The following is a 15,944-nucleotide window of genomic DNA, read 5'->3' as shown; positions in this document are numbered from 1 at the left end:
TAGCGCCGATGATAGTGTGGCAGTTTGCCATGCGAAAGTAGGGAATTGCCAAGCTCTTAACATCAAAACCCAAGCCGGGTGGCTTGGGTTTTTTTTTGCACAGAGCAAACGTATTAACCAATATTCCACACCCCTAAAAAATGGAACACGTACTCATAATCCACGAAGTAGAAAATTTTGCAGTCTGGAAAAAAATATTTGATGTTGCCGCACCCATCAGAAAAGAAGCTGGCGAGCTAAGTTACCAAATTTTAAAATTGGATAGCGATGCCAATAAAATCGTCCATTTTTCCAAATGGACATCCATTGCTAACGCCAAAGCCTTTTTTGAATCCGATCGCTTGGTTGAAATACGCCAACAAGCTGGTGTAAAAGCGCCGGAATTTATTTATCTGCAACTTTTGGAACAAGGTGTGCTGTAAATCCTGTATTGTGTACCTAATACTAGATGCTCCTTTACACCTTACCTTATTTTTATGAAATTTGTATCCAGCTTAATCGTTAAATTTTATCGCAAAGCCGCTGATATAGGCCATGATATGGCGCAGTATAATCTCGGCCACCATTATGCCAATGGCGAAGGTGTGCCACAAGATTATGCCGAGGCGGTTAAGTGGTATCGCCTGGCTGCTGAAAAAGGCAATGTGCTCGCGCAATATAGCCTTGGTCTGTGTTATGAACACGGCGAAGGCGTAGTGCAAAACCATGCCTTAGCTGCCAAATGGTATCGGCTAGCGGCAGATCAGGGCGATCATGATGCACAAAATAACTTAGGCAATCTTTATTCGGAAGGCCACGGTGTAGCACAAGATTATGACCAGTCTTTTAAGTGGTACCAACTGGCGGCACAACAAGGCAATGCCACTTCACAATGTAATCTTGGCTTGTGTTACGAAAAAGGCAACGGCGTAGCGCAAGATTACAACGAGGCGATTAAATGGTATGGTCTATCTGCCAAGCTAGGAAATAGGTACGCACAATTTAACTTAGGCTCGCTGTACAGCGCAGGTCAGGGTACGCCCAAAGATGATGCGACAGCGGTTATATGGTATCTCAAGGCAGCCAAGCAAGGCATGCCCGAAGCCCAATATAATTTGGGTTGTAGCTATGCCATTGGTGAGGGCACAATGCAAGATGATGTGTCAGCTTACATGTGGTTTTTTCTTGCCAGTGCATTGGGCAATGAACTTGCCAGAGCCAGCCTTGCCCAACTTAAAGAAACTATGACTCCCAAACACATCAGCAAAGCGCAGCGATTAGGCCACGCATGGAAGCCAAAAAAATAATTGCTGTTTCAATCCGATCTTAAATTTATAGGACTCAACACTATTTATGCGCTTACCTGTAAAACCTATCCAAACTTTCCCCACCGAAATTAAATTGCACCAGATATCCAATTTATTAGAAATTAGTTTTGATGACGGCAATACCTACACGCTGCCTTGTGAATACCTGCGGGTCTACACGCAATCGGCGGAAGCTGTTGGCCACGACCCAGGGCAAGAAGTACTGCAAACCGGCAAAGAACAGGTTACCATTACCGAAATTCGCCCCATTGGTAATTATGGCATCGCCCCTACGTTTAGCGATGGCCATGACAGCGGGATTTATAGCTGGGATTTGCTTTATAAATTAGGGGCAGAATACCACACACTGTGGGCAGACTACTTAAATAAACTGGAAGCTGCCGGTGTAACCCGCACGCAACCCTTAAAAAACTAAGGTAAACCATGACAACAAACACCACACATTTCGGTTTTAAGCAGGTTGATAGCAAGGATAAAGTCAATCTGGTGCGCGGCGTATTTGATTCCGTCGCAGAAAATTACGACATCATGAATGATTTGATGTCAGTCGGCATCCACCGTATCTGGAAGCGTATTGCCGTACAACTTAGCAATGTCCGTAAAGATGAGACCGTATTGGATTTGGCTGGTGGCACCGGCGATTTAACCGTGCTGTTTGAACAGCGGGTCGGCAAAGATGGCCAAGTGGTATTGGCCGATATCAACGCGCAAATGCTGCGCACGGGCCGTGATCGTTTGATTGACAAAGGCTTGGTCGGCAACGTGCGTTACGCACAAGTCAACGCAGAATGTTTGCCGTTTGAGGACGATACCTTTGATTGCGTGTGCATCGCCTTTGGTTTGCGTAATGTCACCGATAAAGATGCGGCTTTGCGCTCTATGTATCGGGTATTAAAACCCGGTGGTCGTTTGATTGTTTTGGAGTTTTCGCACCCAACTGACAAAATAACCGAAAAAGTCTACGATTTTTATTCCTTCAAATTGCTGCCCAAAATTGGTAAATTTGTCGCTAAAGATGAAGATAGCTACCGTTATCTGGCCGAATCCATCCGTATGCACCCTAAACAGGATGAACTGAAAAACATGATGGAAGCTGCCGGTTTTGAACGTTGCGAATATTACAATATGACCCAAGGCATCGTCGCCATCCACCGAGGTTATAAGATTTAGCATGGCCATAAAACCCTTGCTGTTCAGTGCGCTGGAAACTGCCCTCAACCATTATTTGGCGCTGGGCGAAAACCGTGACGCGGTCTTAACGCCGCTGGCCGGAAAAGTTATCGCCATTACCGTACAGCCGTTTAACGAAACTGCGTATTTGTGCTGCTCAAGCGATACCATCCAATTGCTGGATCATGTGACCGAGCCTGCTGATACCACATTAACCGGCTCGCTGTGGGCATTCGGTTTAATGGGCTTGAGTAAAAATCCCATGCGTACGGTGTTTTCTGGGCAAATAAAAATAGAAGGCGATATGCACACCGGACGACGCTTTCAGGAATTATTCGCAAAGCTGGATATTAATCTGGAAAGCCATCTCGCCCGTGTTACTGGGGACAAGATCGCCCACGATATTGCCCATATTGTGCATGTTGGCCAAAGTTGGGGTGCAGAATCCTTGGAAACCTTGCGTTTAAACACCTCGGAATTTCTGCAAGAAGAAACCCGCGATCTGCCGCCTGGTGCAGAGTTGGACATTTACTATCGTCATATTGATGAGCTACGTACCCATGCCGATAGATTGCACAGTCGGCTGGCACGCTTGGAAGATTTTTTGCACATGCAGACTAAGCCTTAGCGCTACGCGTCTTTTTTCAAATTATGCCTCAACAACATTCCCCGCACTTAAAGGTAACTCGTGATCCGTCCTAAATTATTGCTGCGATTGTTTCATATTAACTGGGTTCTAATCCAGCACGGTTTGGATGAAATCGCCTTCAATACCCCGTTATTTAAGCCTATCCGTTATCTGGCCGCGCTGTCGCCGCATTACTGGCGTAAAACCAATACCGACTCTCGCGCGGTCAGAATTCGCCGTACACTGGAAGACTTAGGGCCCATTTATGTGAAATTTGGCCAAGCTTTATCGACGCGCCGTGATTTATTGCCGCTCGATATTGCCGATGAGTTGGTTAAATTGCAAGACCGTGTCCCGCCATTCCCTAATAATGTGTCTGTTAGCATCATTGAAAAAGCACTGGAAATGTCGGTTGCTGAAGCTTTCGCTGAGTTTGATCCACAGCCTTTAGCATCGGCTTCTATAGCGCAAGTTCATGCTGCTGTGTTACATACCGGTGAGCAAGTCGTGGTTAAAGTGCTGCGGCCTAATATTGAAGAACGCATTCGCTCGGACATCGGTTTGCTGTACGAACTGGCGCGTTTTGCTGAAAGATTCTGGTCAGACGCACGGCGATTGTCTGCTGTGGACGTGGTGGCAGAATTTGAAAAAACCACGCTGGCTGAGTTGGATCTGGTTCGTGAAGCGGCCAATGCTTCCAAGTTACGCCGTAACTTTGAAAACTCCGATATTTTGTATATTCCTGAAATACACTGGGCGTTAACACGGCAAAAAGTCATGGTGATGGAGCGGGTGCATGGTATTCCGGTCGGTAATATCGACCAGCTTAGAGAAGGCGGCGCGGATTTTAAATTGCTTGCCGAACGTGGGGTAGAAATCTTTTTTACCCAGGTTTTCCGAGACAATTTTTTTCATGCCGATATGCATCCTGGTAATATTTTTGTCGATCTACCGGGCAAATATATTGCTATTGATTTTGGGATTGTCGGCTCACTGTCGCTGTCAGATCAACGTTATTTAGCCGAAAATTTCCTGGCTTTTTTTAACCGAGATTACCGGAAAGTGGCGCAAATGCACGTTGAATCCGGCTGGGTACACCGTTCTACGCGTATAGAAGAATTTGAATCGGCTATCCGCAGCGTTTGTGAGCCGATATTTGAAAAGCCTCTTAAAGATATTTCTTTTGGGCAATTATTGCTTAGATTGTTCCAGACCGCCCGCCAGTTTGATATGCATGTGCAGCCGCAGTTAGTATTACTGCAAAAAACCTTGCTCAATATTGAAGGCTTAGGCCGCCAACTTTACCCTGAGCTGGATTTATGGCAAACCGCTAAACCGTTCCTGGAAAAATGGTTTCATGAACGCATGGGGCCTAAAGCTAAAATCAGTAAGCTCATCGAGCAGTTTCCACAATTTGCCGAACATTTTCCAGAAATTCCAGGATTACTTTTTAATGCGCTGGATAATGCAGCCAATGCGCAGCATCGCGCAGAAGCCCATAATAAAGAGCTGGAATTATTACGGCTGCAAATGGAAAACAATCATAAATTGACCCTGTGGGCAATGTTGCTCAGTGCCTTAGTCGTGGGCGGGGCAATATTTTTTCAGTAGCTGCATTTTTTACTATTGGAAACCAGCGGTTTAATAACGGCAATTTGCTGTCTACAACTGTTGCTACTAAGGCTACTCACTTAAGACGGGACAGTTTAAAAACCGTTCGTGGTGAGCTTGTCGAACCATGAGCCACAAACCCTTCGACAAGCTCAAGGGCGAACGGATTTCCCGTCTTAAGTCGGTAGCCCTACTTAATATCCTGATTCATGTCCTTAGCGTCAGGTTCAGGGATTTCTTCTGACCGGGGCACATAATTTTGATTCAAGGGTTGATTATTATCTTCAATTAAAGGCGCTATGTTGTCCACAGGTGCGCTGCCTGGGTTGGATGGATGCAAATCCGCCGACCCGACACTTTTAGGCTTCATCAGCATTTTTGCATCAGGGCCCATAGGTATGGCAAAATCAGTGGAGGCAATAATATTTTTACTGTTGATATCAACCATACGCAGCGACACATAACCATTATGTTTGCCGGGTGCATACACGCCACCCAGTAATGTAGCCGCATGATAATGCCTGAGCATGGCTTTGGTTTCATCGGACAAATGGAAGCGTCCACCTTCTTTCATCACAAACAAATCTATCGGCATTTCCATACCAATCACTTGATAGCCTAACCCGTTAAATGCCGAAGCAATCTGATCGGAAACTATGCGGCCAAATGACGATGTTTGATTTAAGTTATCAACATTTAACAAAGTGCTGACAACAATTAAAGAGTTTTTAGGTATTTTGTGGAGTATTTTTTTGTGTAATCTGTCGGTGGCATCGTAACTTTCCTCTACTAAATTAGCATCCCTGTTTTGCAGATAATGTTGTATTCCACAACCGCTTAACAAGAAGCTCATCAAGGCAGGAACAAGAACGGTGGTTTTTTTTAACATGTATTGATCACCTTAAAGTGAAGGGTTAAGCGCAAGGATTTGTTATAGCTGCTGGCTCCGGATCCACTAAATAGAACCGTCCTGCTGTATGCCTTAATATTAGTTTAACAATGCAGGAGCCACAAGTTAGAGAGGCGGATTTTACGTGATCAATACTTGGAGCAGGCTAAAACATAGTCTTTAAAAATCAGTGCAATTTAAAATATTCACTTTCAGAAATGATGTCAGTATTATTTTCAACCTTATCCAAATATACTTTACCTTCCAGATGATCAAATTCATGCTGAAACACTCTGGCAACAAAGCCTTCCATGGGTAACGTAACGCCAATGCCTTGTATGTCCGTATAGTGAGCCATGATATGGGTATAACGTGGTACCAGCGCGCGAATACCTGGAATGCTCAAACAGCCTTCCCAGTCTTTCTCGGTAGTAGCAGACAAAATCTCAAAAGATGGGTTGATCATAACGGTAGCTTCCATCAGGGGCGCACAAGGATAGCGGCGCGTAGGCTTGGAAGCGACAATAATAATGCACTTGGAGACGCCGATTTGCGGAGCCGCTAGCCCCACACCTTCACTCGCTGACAATGCTGTTTGCATGTCTTTGATCAGTTGTTGAATATCAGCATCGTGAACATCAGGTACGCTAATGGCCATTTGTCTGAGTACCTGCGCGCCTAATTGGGCGATTTCATAGCTGTTTGATGTGTTCATCAGACATGTAGCTCCTGTAAAAATAGGGTTTGGGCTTGGATAGGCGGCTCATTTTCGGCTCTTTCTATAGGATTATAACTGCCATCAGATTGTAATAGCCACGCCTGGGTATTATCTTTTAAGTACAAATCCAGGTCATGTAAAATACGTTTGTGTAATTTTTTGCTTTCAATTGGAAAACAAATTTCTACCCGTTGGAATAAGTTACGGTTCATTAGATCGGCACTGGAAGCAAAAACTTCGCGGTTGCTGTCATTTTCAAAAGCGTAAATGCGGGCGTGTTCTAAAAACCGGCCGATGATAGAACGCACTTCTATGTTTTCAGATACTCCAGGTATGCCCGGCCTTAAACAGCAAATACCCCGAACTATCAATTTAACCTGCACACCGGCTTGTGAAGCTCGGTAAAGCGCTTGAATGATCTGCTCTTCCACTACGGCGTTTACTTTAATAATAATTTGTGCAAATTTCCCTTGGTTGGCATGATTAATTTCCCGGTCAATTTTTTCCACCAAGCCGCTGTGCAAAGTAAACGGTGATTGTAACAGCTTGTTTAATTTGGTGACTTTGCCTAAGCTGGTTAACTGGGCAAATACTCGCCGCACATCTTCACCTAAGGCTTTATCGCAAGAGAATAAGCCATAATCGGTATATAACAATGCTGTTTTAGGGTGGTAGTTACCGGTACCTAAATGCACATAATTACGCAGCTCCTTGCCTTCTCGTTTTAATACTAGACACATTTTGGCGTGGGTTTTATAACCTACAACACCATACACCACATGCACGGCAGCTTCTTGTAATTTTGCCGCCAAGCCTATGTTATCTTTTTCATCAAAGCGTGCACGTAACTCGATAACGACAGTGACTTCTTTGCCGGCTCTGGCCGCTTTAATCAATGCGTTGACAATGGGAGAATCCGCACCGGTACGGTAAAGTGTCTGCTTAATGGCTAACACATCAGGCGCTATTGCCGCCTGGCGCACAAATTCGACGACGGGCGCGAAGGACTCAAATGGATGGTACAACAAAATATCGTGGCGCTTAATGGCTAAAAATAAATCTTTTTTGCCGGCCATTTGAAAAGGCGTGGTGGGTTTAAATTCAGTAAACTTAAGATCAGGGCGCTGAACCAAAGTAATCATATCCTGTACTCTGCCAAGATTGACGGGGCCGTCCACTAAAAATAATCGATCCCGATTCATATCAAAACGATCTAGCAAATAACCGATGGTCTCTTCTGGACAATGCGCATCCACTTCTAAACGCACTTCATCGCCATAGTTACGCATGGCCAATTCGCCTTGTACAGCCAATAACAAATCATCAATCGCATCATCATCGACAAATAAATCACTGTTGCGGGTCACTCTAAATTGATAGCAGCTTTTAATGGCCATGCCATTAAATAACTCACCCACAAAAGCGTGGATGATCGAAGATAAAAACACAAAATCATGGGGGCCACTGTCAGTTTCATTAGCCGGTAAGTGTACAACACGTGGCAACGATCGTGGTGCTTGTAAAATAGCTCTACCCCTGTTTCTGCCAAAGGCATCCTTACCCAGTAAAGAAATAATAAAATTTAAACTTTTATTGAGTATTCTAGGAAAAGGGTGCGCCGAATCAAGACCGACAGGGGTTAAAATCGGTAATAATTCTTCGTTAAAATAATGCTCCAGCCATCGGTGTTGGCTTGCGGTCCATTCGTTACGACGAATAAAGCGGATATCTTCTTTAGCGAGTTCAGGAATAAGTACTTGGTTAAGAATCTCATATTGTTCGGCCACCAAAAGATGCGCATCAACAGCAATTGCGTCAAGCTGCTCATTGATAGTTAGGCCATCTTGACTCAGTGCTTTAGGGTCAATTTCAGCCATTTGTATCAAGCTGGCTACCCTGACTTCATAAAATTCATCTAAATTGGAGCTTGAAATACACAGGTAATTAAGCCGTTCTAAAAGCGGCACCGCTTCATTACGGGCTTGAGCCAACACGCGCTTATTAAAGGCCAGTAAGCTTAATTCACGATTAATATAAAACTCAGGTTTTTGCAGATCAATCACTTCATTTATTTCATTTGCTAACATTTTATGTCCATTTATTAAAATATGCGCCAGGTATAACACCTGAAATAAAAACATGTCTATCGCTTATTTGCTCAACGCTCAAATCTAACGCTGCATGCTTGAGTTGTTGTTTGATTTCAGCCAGTGTAAACGCTGCCAGCAAGGAATTATAAAAATCACGCTGCAAAATTTCCGGTTCGTTTCCGGCGTAAGTACTCACTAAAGCGTGTGCAGATTCAATGTTGTCAGGGCGTAAGAGATCCATAATAATAATATGAGTTCCCGGTTTGGAATATTTTTTTATCACCTGCCACAACACTTGAGGATCATACAAGTGGTGCAATAGGCTATTGCTGAAAATAAGCTCGTAACTTAACTGCGGTAACATCACATCAGGTAACATGCCTAAGATAAAACGTATGCGTCGATTAACATCGTCCGGGGTTTGTTGTCTGGCAAAGTGAATCATTGCTTCAGAGCCATCGACGGCATGGATTTTACTAAGAGGATACGCGCTGGCAAATCGACAACTGATATCGCCCGGCCCACAGCCTAAGTCTAAAGCTACGCCGCCAAACTGCGCGCCATTAATAAAATGGTCTAAGCGGGTAATAAATTGGTTATGCGGAATATCAAAATCAGCTTCGGCATAGGCTTTTACCTGATCTTCATCTTCCATCAACTCCGGTTCTAATATTCTATTCATGGCTTATTTCCTGTTTCCTTGTAGCCCGCCCGTATGAACGGCAATAATACGATGCCCTGGCTTAAAATATCCTTTTTGAAGCAAATCATAGAGTGCATACATCATTTTGCCGGTATAAACAGGTTCGAGAGAAATCTTATGCTGTAATTTAAAATCTTCAATAAACGCGGTTAATGAAGCATCTTTTTGGGCAAAACCACCAAAGTGATAAGCCAGGTTTATGTGCCAATTATTAAGCGGTTGCGCCAATAATGCGGCAACATCTGTACGTAAAAATTCGGCATTTTTTAACGCTGCAAAACCAATCACCGAAACATTGTCAGGCACTGCCGCCGCCATCCCCGCCAACGTAGCGCCTGTGCCACAGGGCACGCAAAGCGTATCGTAGGCTATGTTGATTTCGTGTACTAACTCTGCCACGCCTTTTAAAGCGAATACTTGTGCGCCACCTTCTGGCAACCAATACTGAGCGGGCTTTAAATCCGGAAAACTATCAAAATCTTGGTATTGCCTCAAGGCTCTGTAGTCGGTACGTGAAACAAACTTTAATGTCATTCCCCAATCCTGCACGTCGCGTAAAGTTGGGGTTAATATCAAAGGCTGCTCGCCGCGCACAAGACCTATCGTTTTTAGGCCCAATATCTTGCCGATATACGCTAAGGCATGCAAATGGTTGGAATACATGCCGCCCATGCTGATAACGGTATCTGTTCCTAAGGATAAGGCATGATCCAGGCTGTATTTCAGCTTGCGCCACTTGTTTCCGGAAATAATGGGATGCAATAAATCGTCGCGCTTAATCCACAGCTCAACTTGATGTTGATTAAAGCGTACATCGTTTATTTGAACGAGTAATGATGGCTTAAAGGTATTTTCAAGGCTAAGCAGTTTCGGCAACATAAAGAATAGACTGCTTTATAGTAAATAATACAAGATGAGGAAAAATTCTTTTCCAGGGCGAAAAACTAAACGTTTCAGCGTAGTAAATAATCCAGCAATAAACCAACAAAAATCGCCATACCAAACCAATTGTTATTTAAAAATGCTTTGAAACACAAGGCTTTTTCACGATGCAATATGAGTTGTTGCTGATACACCGACAAACCGGCGGCCACCAAAAGTCCGCTATAATAAAAAGCGCCTAATTGTGCCATGTGCCCAACGCTTATCAGTAATCCCAAAATGATTAACTGTAACACAGCCATAATATGACGGTCATAATCACCAAATAAAATGGCTGTTGATTTAATCCCTATTTTTAAATCATCGTCTTTATCTACCATGGCATACATAGTGTCATAGACTAAAGCCCACAGCACTACCGCCAGATACATAACCCAGGCAATGGCAGGAATACTGTTGGTTTGTGCCGAAAATGCCATGGGGACCGCAAAGCCGAAAGCAATCCCCAAATATGCCTGCGGTAATTGGGTATAACGCTTCATGAACGGGTAGCTGGCCGCCAGAAATGCCGCAACAAAAGATAGCAAAATGGTGTAGATATTCAGTAACAATACCAAAGCAAACGCACACAAACACATCGCCACAAACACAATCAGTGCTTCTTTGGGAGTGACTTTGCCCGCTGCAATGGGGCGTTGTTTAGTGCGCTCTACATGCGGATCAAAATCGCGGTCGGCATAGTCGTTAATCACACAGCCCGCTGAACGCATTAATATCACACCCAGGCAAATCACGGTTAACACCAGCAGATCGGGCTTGCCGTCACTGGCAACCCATAATGCCCACAGTGCCGGCCATAATAAGATTAAAATACCAATGGGTTTATTAAGTCGAGCTAATACCCCATATTGTGTTAAGCGATCGATGATTCGATCTTTAAGCGCTACCGATACCAAACTTGCACCTTATAAAAGCGTTTTCTTATTGAAACTGTTACTATTATAAACCTTTCATAATGGGGATGTGTCACTCATGTATGCAACTATCTATCATAATCCACGCTGTAGCAAATCGCGGCAAACCTTGCAATTGTTAAAAGATCAGGGTGTTGAGCTAAAGGTGATTGAATATCTCAAAACGCCCCCCAGCGTTGAGGAGCTAGACGACATCTTGCAAAAATTGGCTATAGAGCCACGCCAGCTTATGCGTAAAAAAGAAACTGAATATCTGGCCAACAACCTGGAAGACAAATCTCTGGATAAACTTGCTTTGATTAAGGCTATGGTTGACTATCCTATTCTCATTGAACGGCCTATTGTGATCGCCAATGGCAAAGCTGCTATTGGCCGTCCACCCGAAGCGGTTCTGACTATTTTAAAATAACGGCTATACGCAATGCCTACAAAAATCCTGATCCTGTATTTCTCCCGCCATGGCACAACAGCCGAGATGGCCAATCATATTGCCAGAGGTGTAGAAGCTGTGCCTAATGCAGAAGCGGTGCTTAGATCCGTGCCGGATGTCTCTGCCGTCTGCGAGAAAACTGCCGAACGTATTCCAGCGCAAGGGGCAATTTATGCCACGCTAGATGATCTTGCCAGCTGTGATGGCTTGGCAATGGGCAGCCCTACGCATTTTGGCAATATGGCTGCGCCACTTAAATATTTTATTGATAGCACAACGCAAATTTGGTTTTCCGGCGCCTTAACCGGTAAACCAGCAGGTGTGTTTACGTCAACGGGCAGTTTACACGGAGGGCAAGAGAGTACATTATTATCGATGATGCTGCCGTTAATGCACCACGGTATGCTGGTATTAGGTTTGCCTTACGCCGAAACTGCATTGCGCGAAACTACCTCAGGGGGTACACCTTACGGACCTAGTCATCTGTCTTCGGAATATGGCCAGTTAACCGAGCATGAAAAAACCTTATGCCGCGCATTAGGATCACGCTTGGCTAAAACGGCACAGCGTTTAAAACAGCCATGAAAATAAATCCCAGCTATTATTACTATCTGTCTCTGCTAGGATTTTTTGGCCTGTTTATCTGGCTGATGTTATGGAACACTGTTTTAGGGACGCATACTTCCAAATTTCCGGTGGCATTAATGCTGGTAATTACCGTTACGCCGTTATTACTGCCTATGCGCGGCTTATTAAATCGCAATAAAAGAAGTTGCGCGTGGGCTGCTTATATTAGCTTGGCGTACTTTATCCACGGTGCAGCAGAAACCTATGTCAACTCAGATCAGCGTTGGTATTTTGCCTTAGAGGTATTATTCAGTTTAATGTTATTTTTCGGAACCACGTTTTATGTCCGATTTGTAGGAAAACACCCTTCGTAATGGCCGAACAGCTTCCTTTACATTTTGAATTCAGAGCCAACCAAACCTTTAATGATTTTTTCGTAGGAGGCAATCAGGAAATTGTTAATCATTTACAACGCTGCATTGCGGGGAGTGGCGAACAGCAGATTTTCTTATGGGGGCAGTCAGGGCAGGGCAAAAGCCATTTGTTGCAGGCGTGTTGTCATGAAGCGCAGCAACGTGGCTTGAGTTCGTTTTATTATGATTTATCGCCAGCCAATCTTACCGATATTGATGTATTTAATGGCATTGAAGGATGTGATTTAGTAAGTTTTGATAATATTGAACACATCGCTGGGCATGCTGACTGGGAGTTGGCATTCTTTAATTTCTTTAATCAACAACGCGATCTGGGGCACAAATTAATCCTGTCGGCTTCCTGTTCACCCAGTCTCATAGATGTGCAGTTAAATGATCTCAAAACCCGGCTCAATTGGGGGCTGGCTTTAAAGTTACAGTCTTTATCAGACCAGGATCGTATTAATGCCCTCATTTTTAAAGCGGATAAAATGGGTATCGATATTTCACCCGCGGCAGGACATTTTTTGTTGGCGCATTACCACAGGGATTTAGAATCCTTATGGGAGCTTTTGGATACTTTAGACAGGGCATCCCTGATTGCTAAACGCAAATTAACGCGGCCTTTTTTGAAACAGATTCTGAACAATAAAGCTGACGCAGACTAAGCGTGTGGTTTTTGGCTCCCAACTTAAGGCGGGACAGGTGAAGGTGTGCCGTTCGTGGTGAGCTTGTCGAACCATGTGCGGCAAACCGTAAACCCTTCGACAAGCTCAGGCCGAACGGTGTGCCTTATTGAGTGTCCCGGCTTATGTGTGTAGCCGGGTTTTTTATGGCCAAGCTTATAGCATGGCGCACTCCGCCCATGATTTCACAGGCTCAAACCAACGGATTAATCTTGCGCGGTTCGGTTTTAAGTTTGTCGCTGTTTTTATAATTTGCAAAGATATCATGAGGCTCAGTGATGACAACAATTGGACGCCAGTAGAGTTATTTGCCCAGCGAGAGTACTACTGAGATTTGGGCAGTTTTAAAGCCACGGCAAATGTAGCCACAAAGACTAATCCGCCTACTGCGACTAACGTCATTACAGGTGATACCTGTAATGACGCCGCATAGGTATACCCACCTACCGCTAGCAACATTGCCAGGTTTTGGAAAAAATTCTGCAACGAAACGGCGCTGCCGCTGCCTATGCTGTGTTGGCCAAGTTCCTGCAATACCGCATTAATCGGAACAATAAAAATACCTCCCATCATGCCGATTACAAACAATACAGCGCGCGCTGGCCAAATGCTTGTGGTTAAGCTTAGTACAGCAATCAGTATGGCCATCAGGTAAGCGGCAATTCTAGCGCGACGTAAATGCTCCAGAGGAATCAAACGGGGTACAACCGCTGAGCCAACAATAATACCAATCGCTAAATATAAGGTTAACTGGGCGATGTCACTGGCACTTTTTAGCATTAATACTGCCGGTGCCCAAGCGACAATGATCAAGCGTAAAGTAGCGGCAGATGCCCAAAACAAAGAGCCACCCAAAATAGCGAAACGCGAGCGTGGTGTAGTAAAGAAGCTTCCCATTTGTTGGCCAAAGGCTAATATTTTTGACCCTGAGGCCGCTTTTTTGGGTTGCTGTAAGGGTAAATACCCGGCTATCCAGGCCGATATGAGAAACAGCACTATCGTGCCAATCAACGCCCACTGCGTCGAATAATCGGCAACTTTAGCGCCCACTACCATGCCCAATAAAATCGCTAAAATGGTTGAGCCTTCTATCCAGCTATTGGCTTTGACCAAATAATCATGGCCGACCAATTCTGGCAAAATACCGTATTTTGCTGGGCTGTACAAAGCAGCGCCCACGCCCACTAGGCAATAAGCTATTAAAGGTTCTATGTTCAACAGCAATAAAACTGCGCCTGCGGCTTTAATGAGATTGGCAATGATTAACACCCGGGCTTTAGGATGATGATCGGCAAAACTGCCCATCCAGGGAGCCAGCACCACATAGGCAATTAAAAACGAGCTTTGCAACGCAGGAATATACCAACTGGCTTTATCGCTGGCTTGCATCACCATCGCAATGACGGTAAATAAAATGGCATTATCAGCAAAGGCAGATAAGAATTGGGCAATCAATAAAATATAAGTCTTTTTTGGCATGATAATGTGTAAAAGCGCAGGCTACTGGCTGATAGAATAACGTCTATATTACCTTAGATTGATAGTCGGTAATTACTGTTCACAATCTGTAAGCTCAGTAATACGAAACTTCAAGGCCTGTATCATAATCAGAATTTAACCTCACCCAGCCAATAAACCAGGCTTGTTAATTAGTGTCAACCAAAACCAAATGCCTATTCCCTATTTTCGCCTGTCTGGATATTACTTTTTTTATTTTGCCACTTTAGGTGCTTTTTTACCCTACTGGAATTTATATCTTAAGCATTGCGGTTTTAATGCAATGCAAATTGGTGAGTTTTCGGCGCTCATTGTAGGAACACGTATTATTTCGCCCAATTTGGTGGGCTATATTGCTGATCGGACTGGCAAAAACCTGCCTATCATTCGTATGACTTCGTTGTATACGGTGTTAATTTTTGCCTATTTCTTATTTCCGCAGAACTATGTGGAGTTAGCGTTAATCACCGCTGGTTTTGGTTTATTTTGGAATGCATCTTTGCCACAATTTGAAGCAGTGACGTTGTTTCATTTAAAGAACCAGACACAACGTTATAGCCAAATCAGACTTTGGGGTTCGGTAGGTTTTGTGATTGCCGTTTTAGGGATAGGCCGATTATTGGACAATCAGCCGATTACCCGGTTGCCGATTATTATTGCGATTTTATTAGTGGGTTCATGGATTACAACCTTGATCACCCCTGAAGCTAAGCCGATTAAGCATAAAATCGCGGCTATTGGTTTGATGAATATTTTAAAAAAGCCGGAAGTATTGGCGTTTTTCGCGGTGAATGTATTATTGCAAATTTCTCATGGCCCCTATTATGTGTTTTATTCTATTTATCTTGCCGACTATCACTATAGCTCTACGCTAACCGGCTTTTTATGGGCATTAGGGGTTTGTGCTGAGATTGTTCTTTTTATAGCTATGCAGCGCTTGTTGAAATATTTTTCCTTGCGAACCTTATTATTGCTAAGCCTGCTGTTATCCGCTATTCGCTGGCTGATGATCGCCTGGTGTGCTAACAGTTTAATCGGGTTGGTGATTGCCCAGCTATTGCACGCGGCAAGCTTTGGCAGCACGCATGTGATTGCCATTAGTCTGGTGCATAAATACTTTGGTGAACAACATCAAGGCAAGGGACAAGCCCTGTACAGTAGTCTGAGTTTTGGTTTGGGTGGCATGATCGGCAGTCTTTACAGTGGCCATTACTGGAACGTATTGGGGCCACAGTTTGTTTACAGCATAGCCGCATTGTGTTGTGTGATTGCTTTTGTAGTGACTTATTTATGGCTAGAACGGGAAAATAATCGCGCATTAAGCTAGAATTAGCTCATAAACTATGTTGTTTGTATATATGTCTTACGTTACTCAATCA

General features: G+C 44.0%; 18 protein-coding genes. 11 read left to right on the top strand and 7 right to left on the bottom strand.

Annotated elements, in window-relative coordinates; genetic code table 11:
* Window positions 1-140: 140 nt before the first annotated feature.
* The 6 genes from ACHZC4_RS12460 to ubiB are packed head-to-tail and all read left to right on the top strand — an operon-like array spanning window position 141 to window position 4,716.
* Window positions 141-422 carry an antibiotic biosynthesis monooxygenase gene (locus ACHZC4_RS12460; protein ID WP_394754188.1) on the top strand — a complete coding sequence of 94 codons (282 nt, stop codon included), beginning with the start codon at window positions 141-143 and terminating at the stop codon, window positions 420-422.
* 54 nt (window positions 423-476) lie between these two features.
* On the top strand, window positions 477-1,286 hold the full coding sequence (locus ACHZC4_RS12455) for an SEL1-like repeat protein (RefSeq protein ID WP_394754187.1): 810 nt from the start codon (window positions 477-479) through the stop codon (window positions 1,284-1,286).
* Between the two features lie 46 nt (window positions 1,287-1,332).
* Entirely contained in the window at window positions 1,333-1,722 is a 390-nt protein-coding gene (locus tag ACHZC4_RS12450; protein ID WP_394754186.1) for a gamma-butyrobetaine hydroxylase-like domain-containing protein, read from the top strand.
* A gap of 8 nt (window positions 1,723-1,730) precedes the next feature.
* Complete coding sequence (gene ubiE, locus ACHZC4_RS12445; RefSeq protein ID WP_394754185.1) at window positions 1,731-2,477, top strand: bifunctional demethylmenaquinone methyltransferase/2-methoxy-6-polyprenyl-1,4-benzoquinol methylase UbiE; 747 nt, start codon at window positions 1,731-1,733, stop codon at window positions 2,475-2,477.
* A gap of 1 nt (window position 2,478) precedes the next feature.
* Window positions 2,479-3,105 (top strand): SCP2 domain-containing protein, encoded by a 627-nt coding sequence (locus ACHZC4_RS12440; RefSeq protein ID WP_394754184.1) that lies wholly within the window; start codon window positions 2,479-2,481, stop codon window positions 3,103-3,105.
* 60 nt (window positions 3,106-3,165) lie between these two features.
* Window positions 3,166-4,716 (top strand): ubiquinone biosynthesis regulatory protein kinase UbiB, encoded by a 1,551-nt coding sequence (gene ubiB, locus ACHZC4_RS12435; protein WP_394754183.1) that lies wholly within the window; start codon window positions 3,166-3,168, stop codon window positions 4,714-4,716.
* A 190-nt stretch (window positions 4,717-4,906) separates the two neighbouring features.
* On the opposite strand, the gene ACHZC4_RS12430 is transcribed toward ubiB, so the two are convergent.
* The 6 genes from ACHZC4_RS12430 to ubiA all read right to left on the bottom strand — a co-directional run bounded on the left by ACHZC4_RS12430 (window position 4,907) and on the right by ubiA (window position 10,954).
* Entirely contained in the window at window positions 4,907-5,605 is a 699-nt protein-coding gene (locus tag ACHZC4_RS12430) for a FlgO family outer membrane protein (protein ID WP_394754182.1), read from the bottom strand.
* 187 nt (window positions 5,606-5,792) lie between these two features.
* A complete protein-coding gene (gene def / locus ACHZC4_RS12425) occupies window positions 5,793-6,320 on the bottom strand; it encodes a peptide deformylase (protein ID WP_394754181.1) in 528 nt (175 codons plus the stop codon).
* Window positions 6,320-8,410 (bottom strand): polyphosphate kinase 1, encoded by a 2,091-nt coding sequence (gene ppk1 / locus ACHZC4_RS12420; RefSeq protein WP_394754180.1) that lies wholly within the window; start codon window positions 8,408-8,410, stop codon window positions 6,320-6,322. The genes def and ppk1 overlap by 1 nt, the downstream gene beginning before the upstream one ends.
* A gap of 1 nt (window position 8,411) precedes the next feature.
* Complete coding sequence (locus ACHZC4_RS12415) at window positions 8,412-9,095, bottom strand: class I SAM-dependent methyltransferase (protein ID WP_394754179.1); 684 nt, start codon at window positions 9,093-9,095, stop codon at window positions 8,412-8,414.
* Window positions 9,096-9,098: 3 nt separating this feature from the next.
* Entirely contained in the window at window positions 9,099-9,995 is an 897-nt protein-coding gene (locus ACHZC4_RS12410; protein WP_394754178.1) for a 1-aminocyclopropane-1-carboxylate deaminase/D-cysteine desulfhydrase, read from the bottom strand.
* A gap of 74 nt (window positions 9,996-10,069) precedes the next feature.
* Window positions 10,070-10,954: a 4-hydroxybenzoate octaprenyltransferase gene (gene ubiA, locus ACHZC4_RS12405; RefSeq protein WP_394754177.1), complete on the bottom strand. Its 885-nt coding sequence runs from the start codon at window positions 10,952-10,954 to the stop codon at window positions 10,070-10,072.
* A 76-nt stretch (window positions 10,955-11,030) separates the two neighbouring features.
* Here ubiA and arsC point away from each other — a divergent pair, with 76 nt between their 5' ends.
* Genes arsC through hda form a run of 4 tightly spaced genes read left to right on the top strand, consistent with a single transcriptional unit; the run spans window position 11,031 to window position 13,050 of the window.
* Window positions 11,031-11,381, top strand: coding sequence for an arsenate reductase (glutaredoxin) (gene arsC, locus ACHZC4_RS12400; protein ID WP_394754176.1), 351 nt, complete (start codon window positions 11,031-11,033; stop codon window positions 11,379-11,381).
* Between the two features lie 12 nt (window positions 11,382-11,393).
* A complete protein-coding gene (gene wrbA / locus ACHZC4_RS12395) occupies window positions 11,394-11,987 on the top strand; it encodes an NAD(P)H:quinone oxidoreductase (RefSeq protein ID WP_394754175.1) in 594 nt (197 codons plus the stop codon).
* A complete protein-coding gene (locus tag ACHZC4_RS12390) occupies window positions 11,984-12,343 on the top strand; it encodes a DUF2069 domain-containing protein (RefSeq protein ID WP_394754174.1) in 360 nt (119 codons plus the stop codon). Before wrbA ends, ACHZC4_RS12390 begins: the two co-directional genes overlap by 4 nt.
* The gene (hda, locus tag ACHZC4_RS12385) at window positions 12,343-13,050 is read left to right on the top strand and encodes a DnaA regulatory inactivator Hda (RefSeq protein WP_394754173.1); all 708 of its coding nucleotides are present in this window, start codon (window positions 12,343-12,345) and stop codon (window positions 13,048-13,050) included. Before ACHZC4_RS12390 ends, hda begins: the two co-directional genes overlap by 1 nt.
* A gap of 342 nt (window positions 13,051-13,392) precedes the next feature.
* Here hda and lplT read toward each other — a convergent pair whose 3' ends face one another.
* Window positions 13,393-14,547, bottom strand: coding sequence for a lysophospholipid transporter LplT (lplT, locus tag ACHZC4_RS12380; RefSeq protein WP_394754172.1), 1,155 nt, complete (start codon window positions 14,545-14,547; stop codon window positions 13,393-13,395).
* A 190-nt stretch (window positions 14,548-14,737) separates the two neighbouring features.
* On the opposite strand from lplT, the gene ACHZC4_RS12375 reads away from it, so the two are divergent.
* Window positions 14,738-15,892, top strand: coding sequence for an MFS transporter (locus ACHZC4_RS12375; RefSeq protein WP_394754171.1), 1,155 nt, complete (start codon window positions 14,738-14,740; stop codon window positions 15,890-15,892).
* Window positions 15,893-15,944 lie beyond the last annotated feature (52 nt).

This window comes from Crenothrix sp., from assembly GCF_043729335.1.
In the GTDB taxonomy this organism is placed as follows: domain Bacteria; phylum Pseudomonadota; class Gammaproteobacteria; order Methylococcales; family Methylomonadaceae; genus Crenothrix.
Note: the sequence above shows the minus strand (reverse complement) of the source record. Positions and strands in the feature narration are given on the sequence as shown.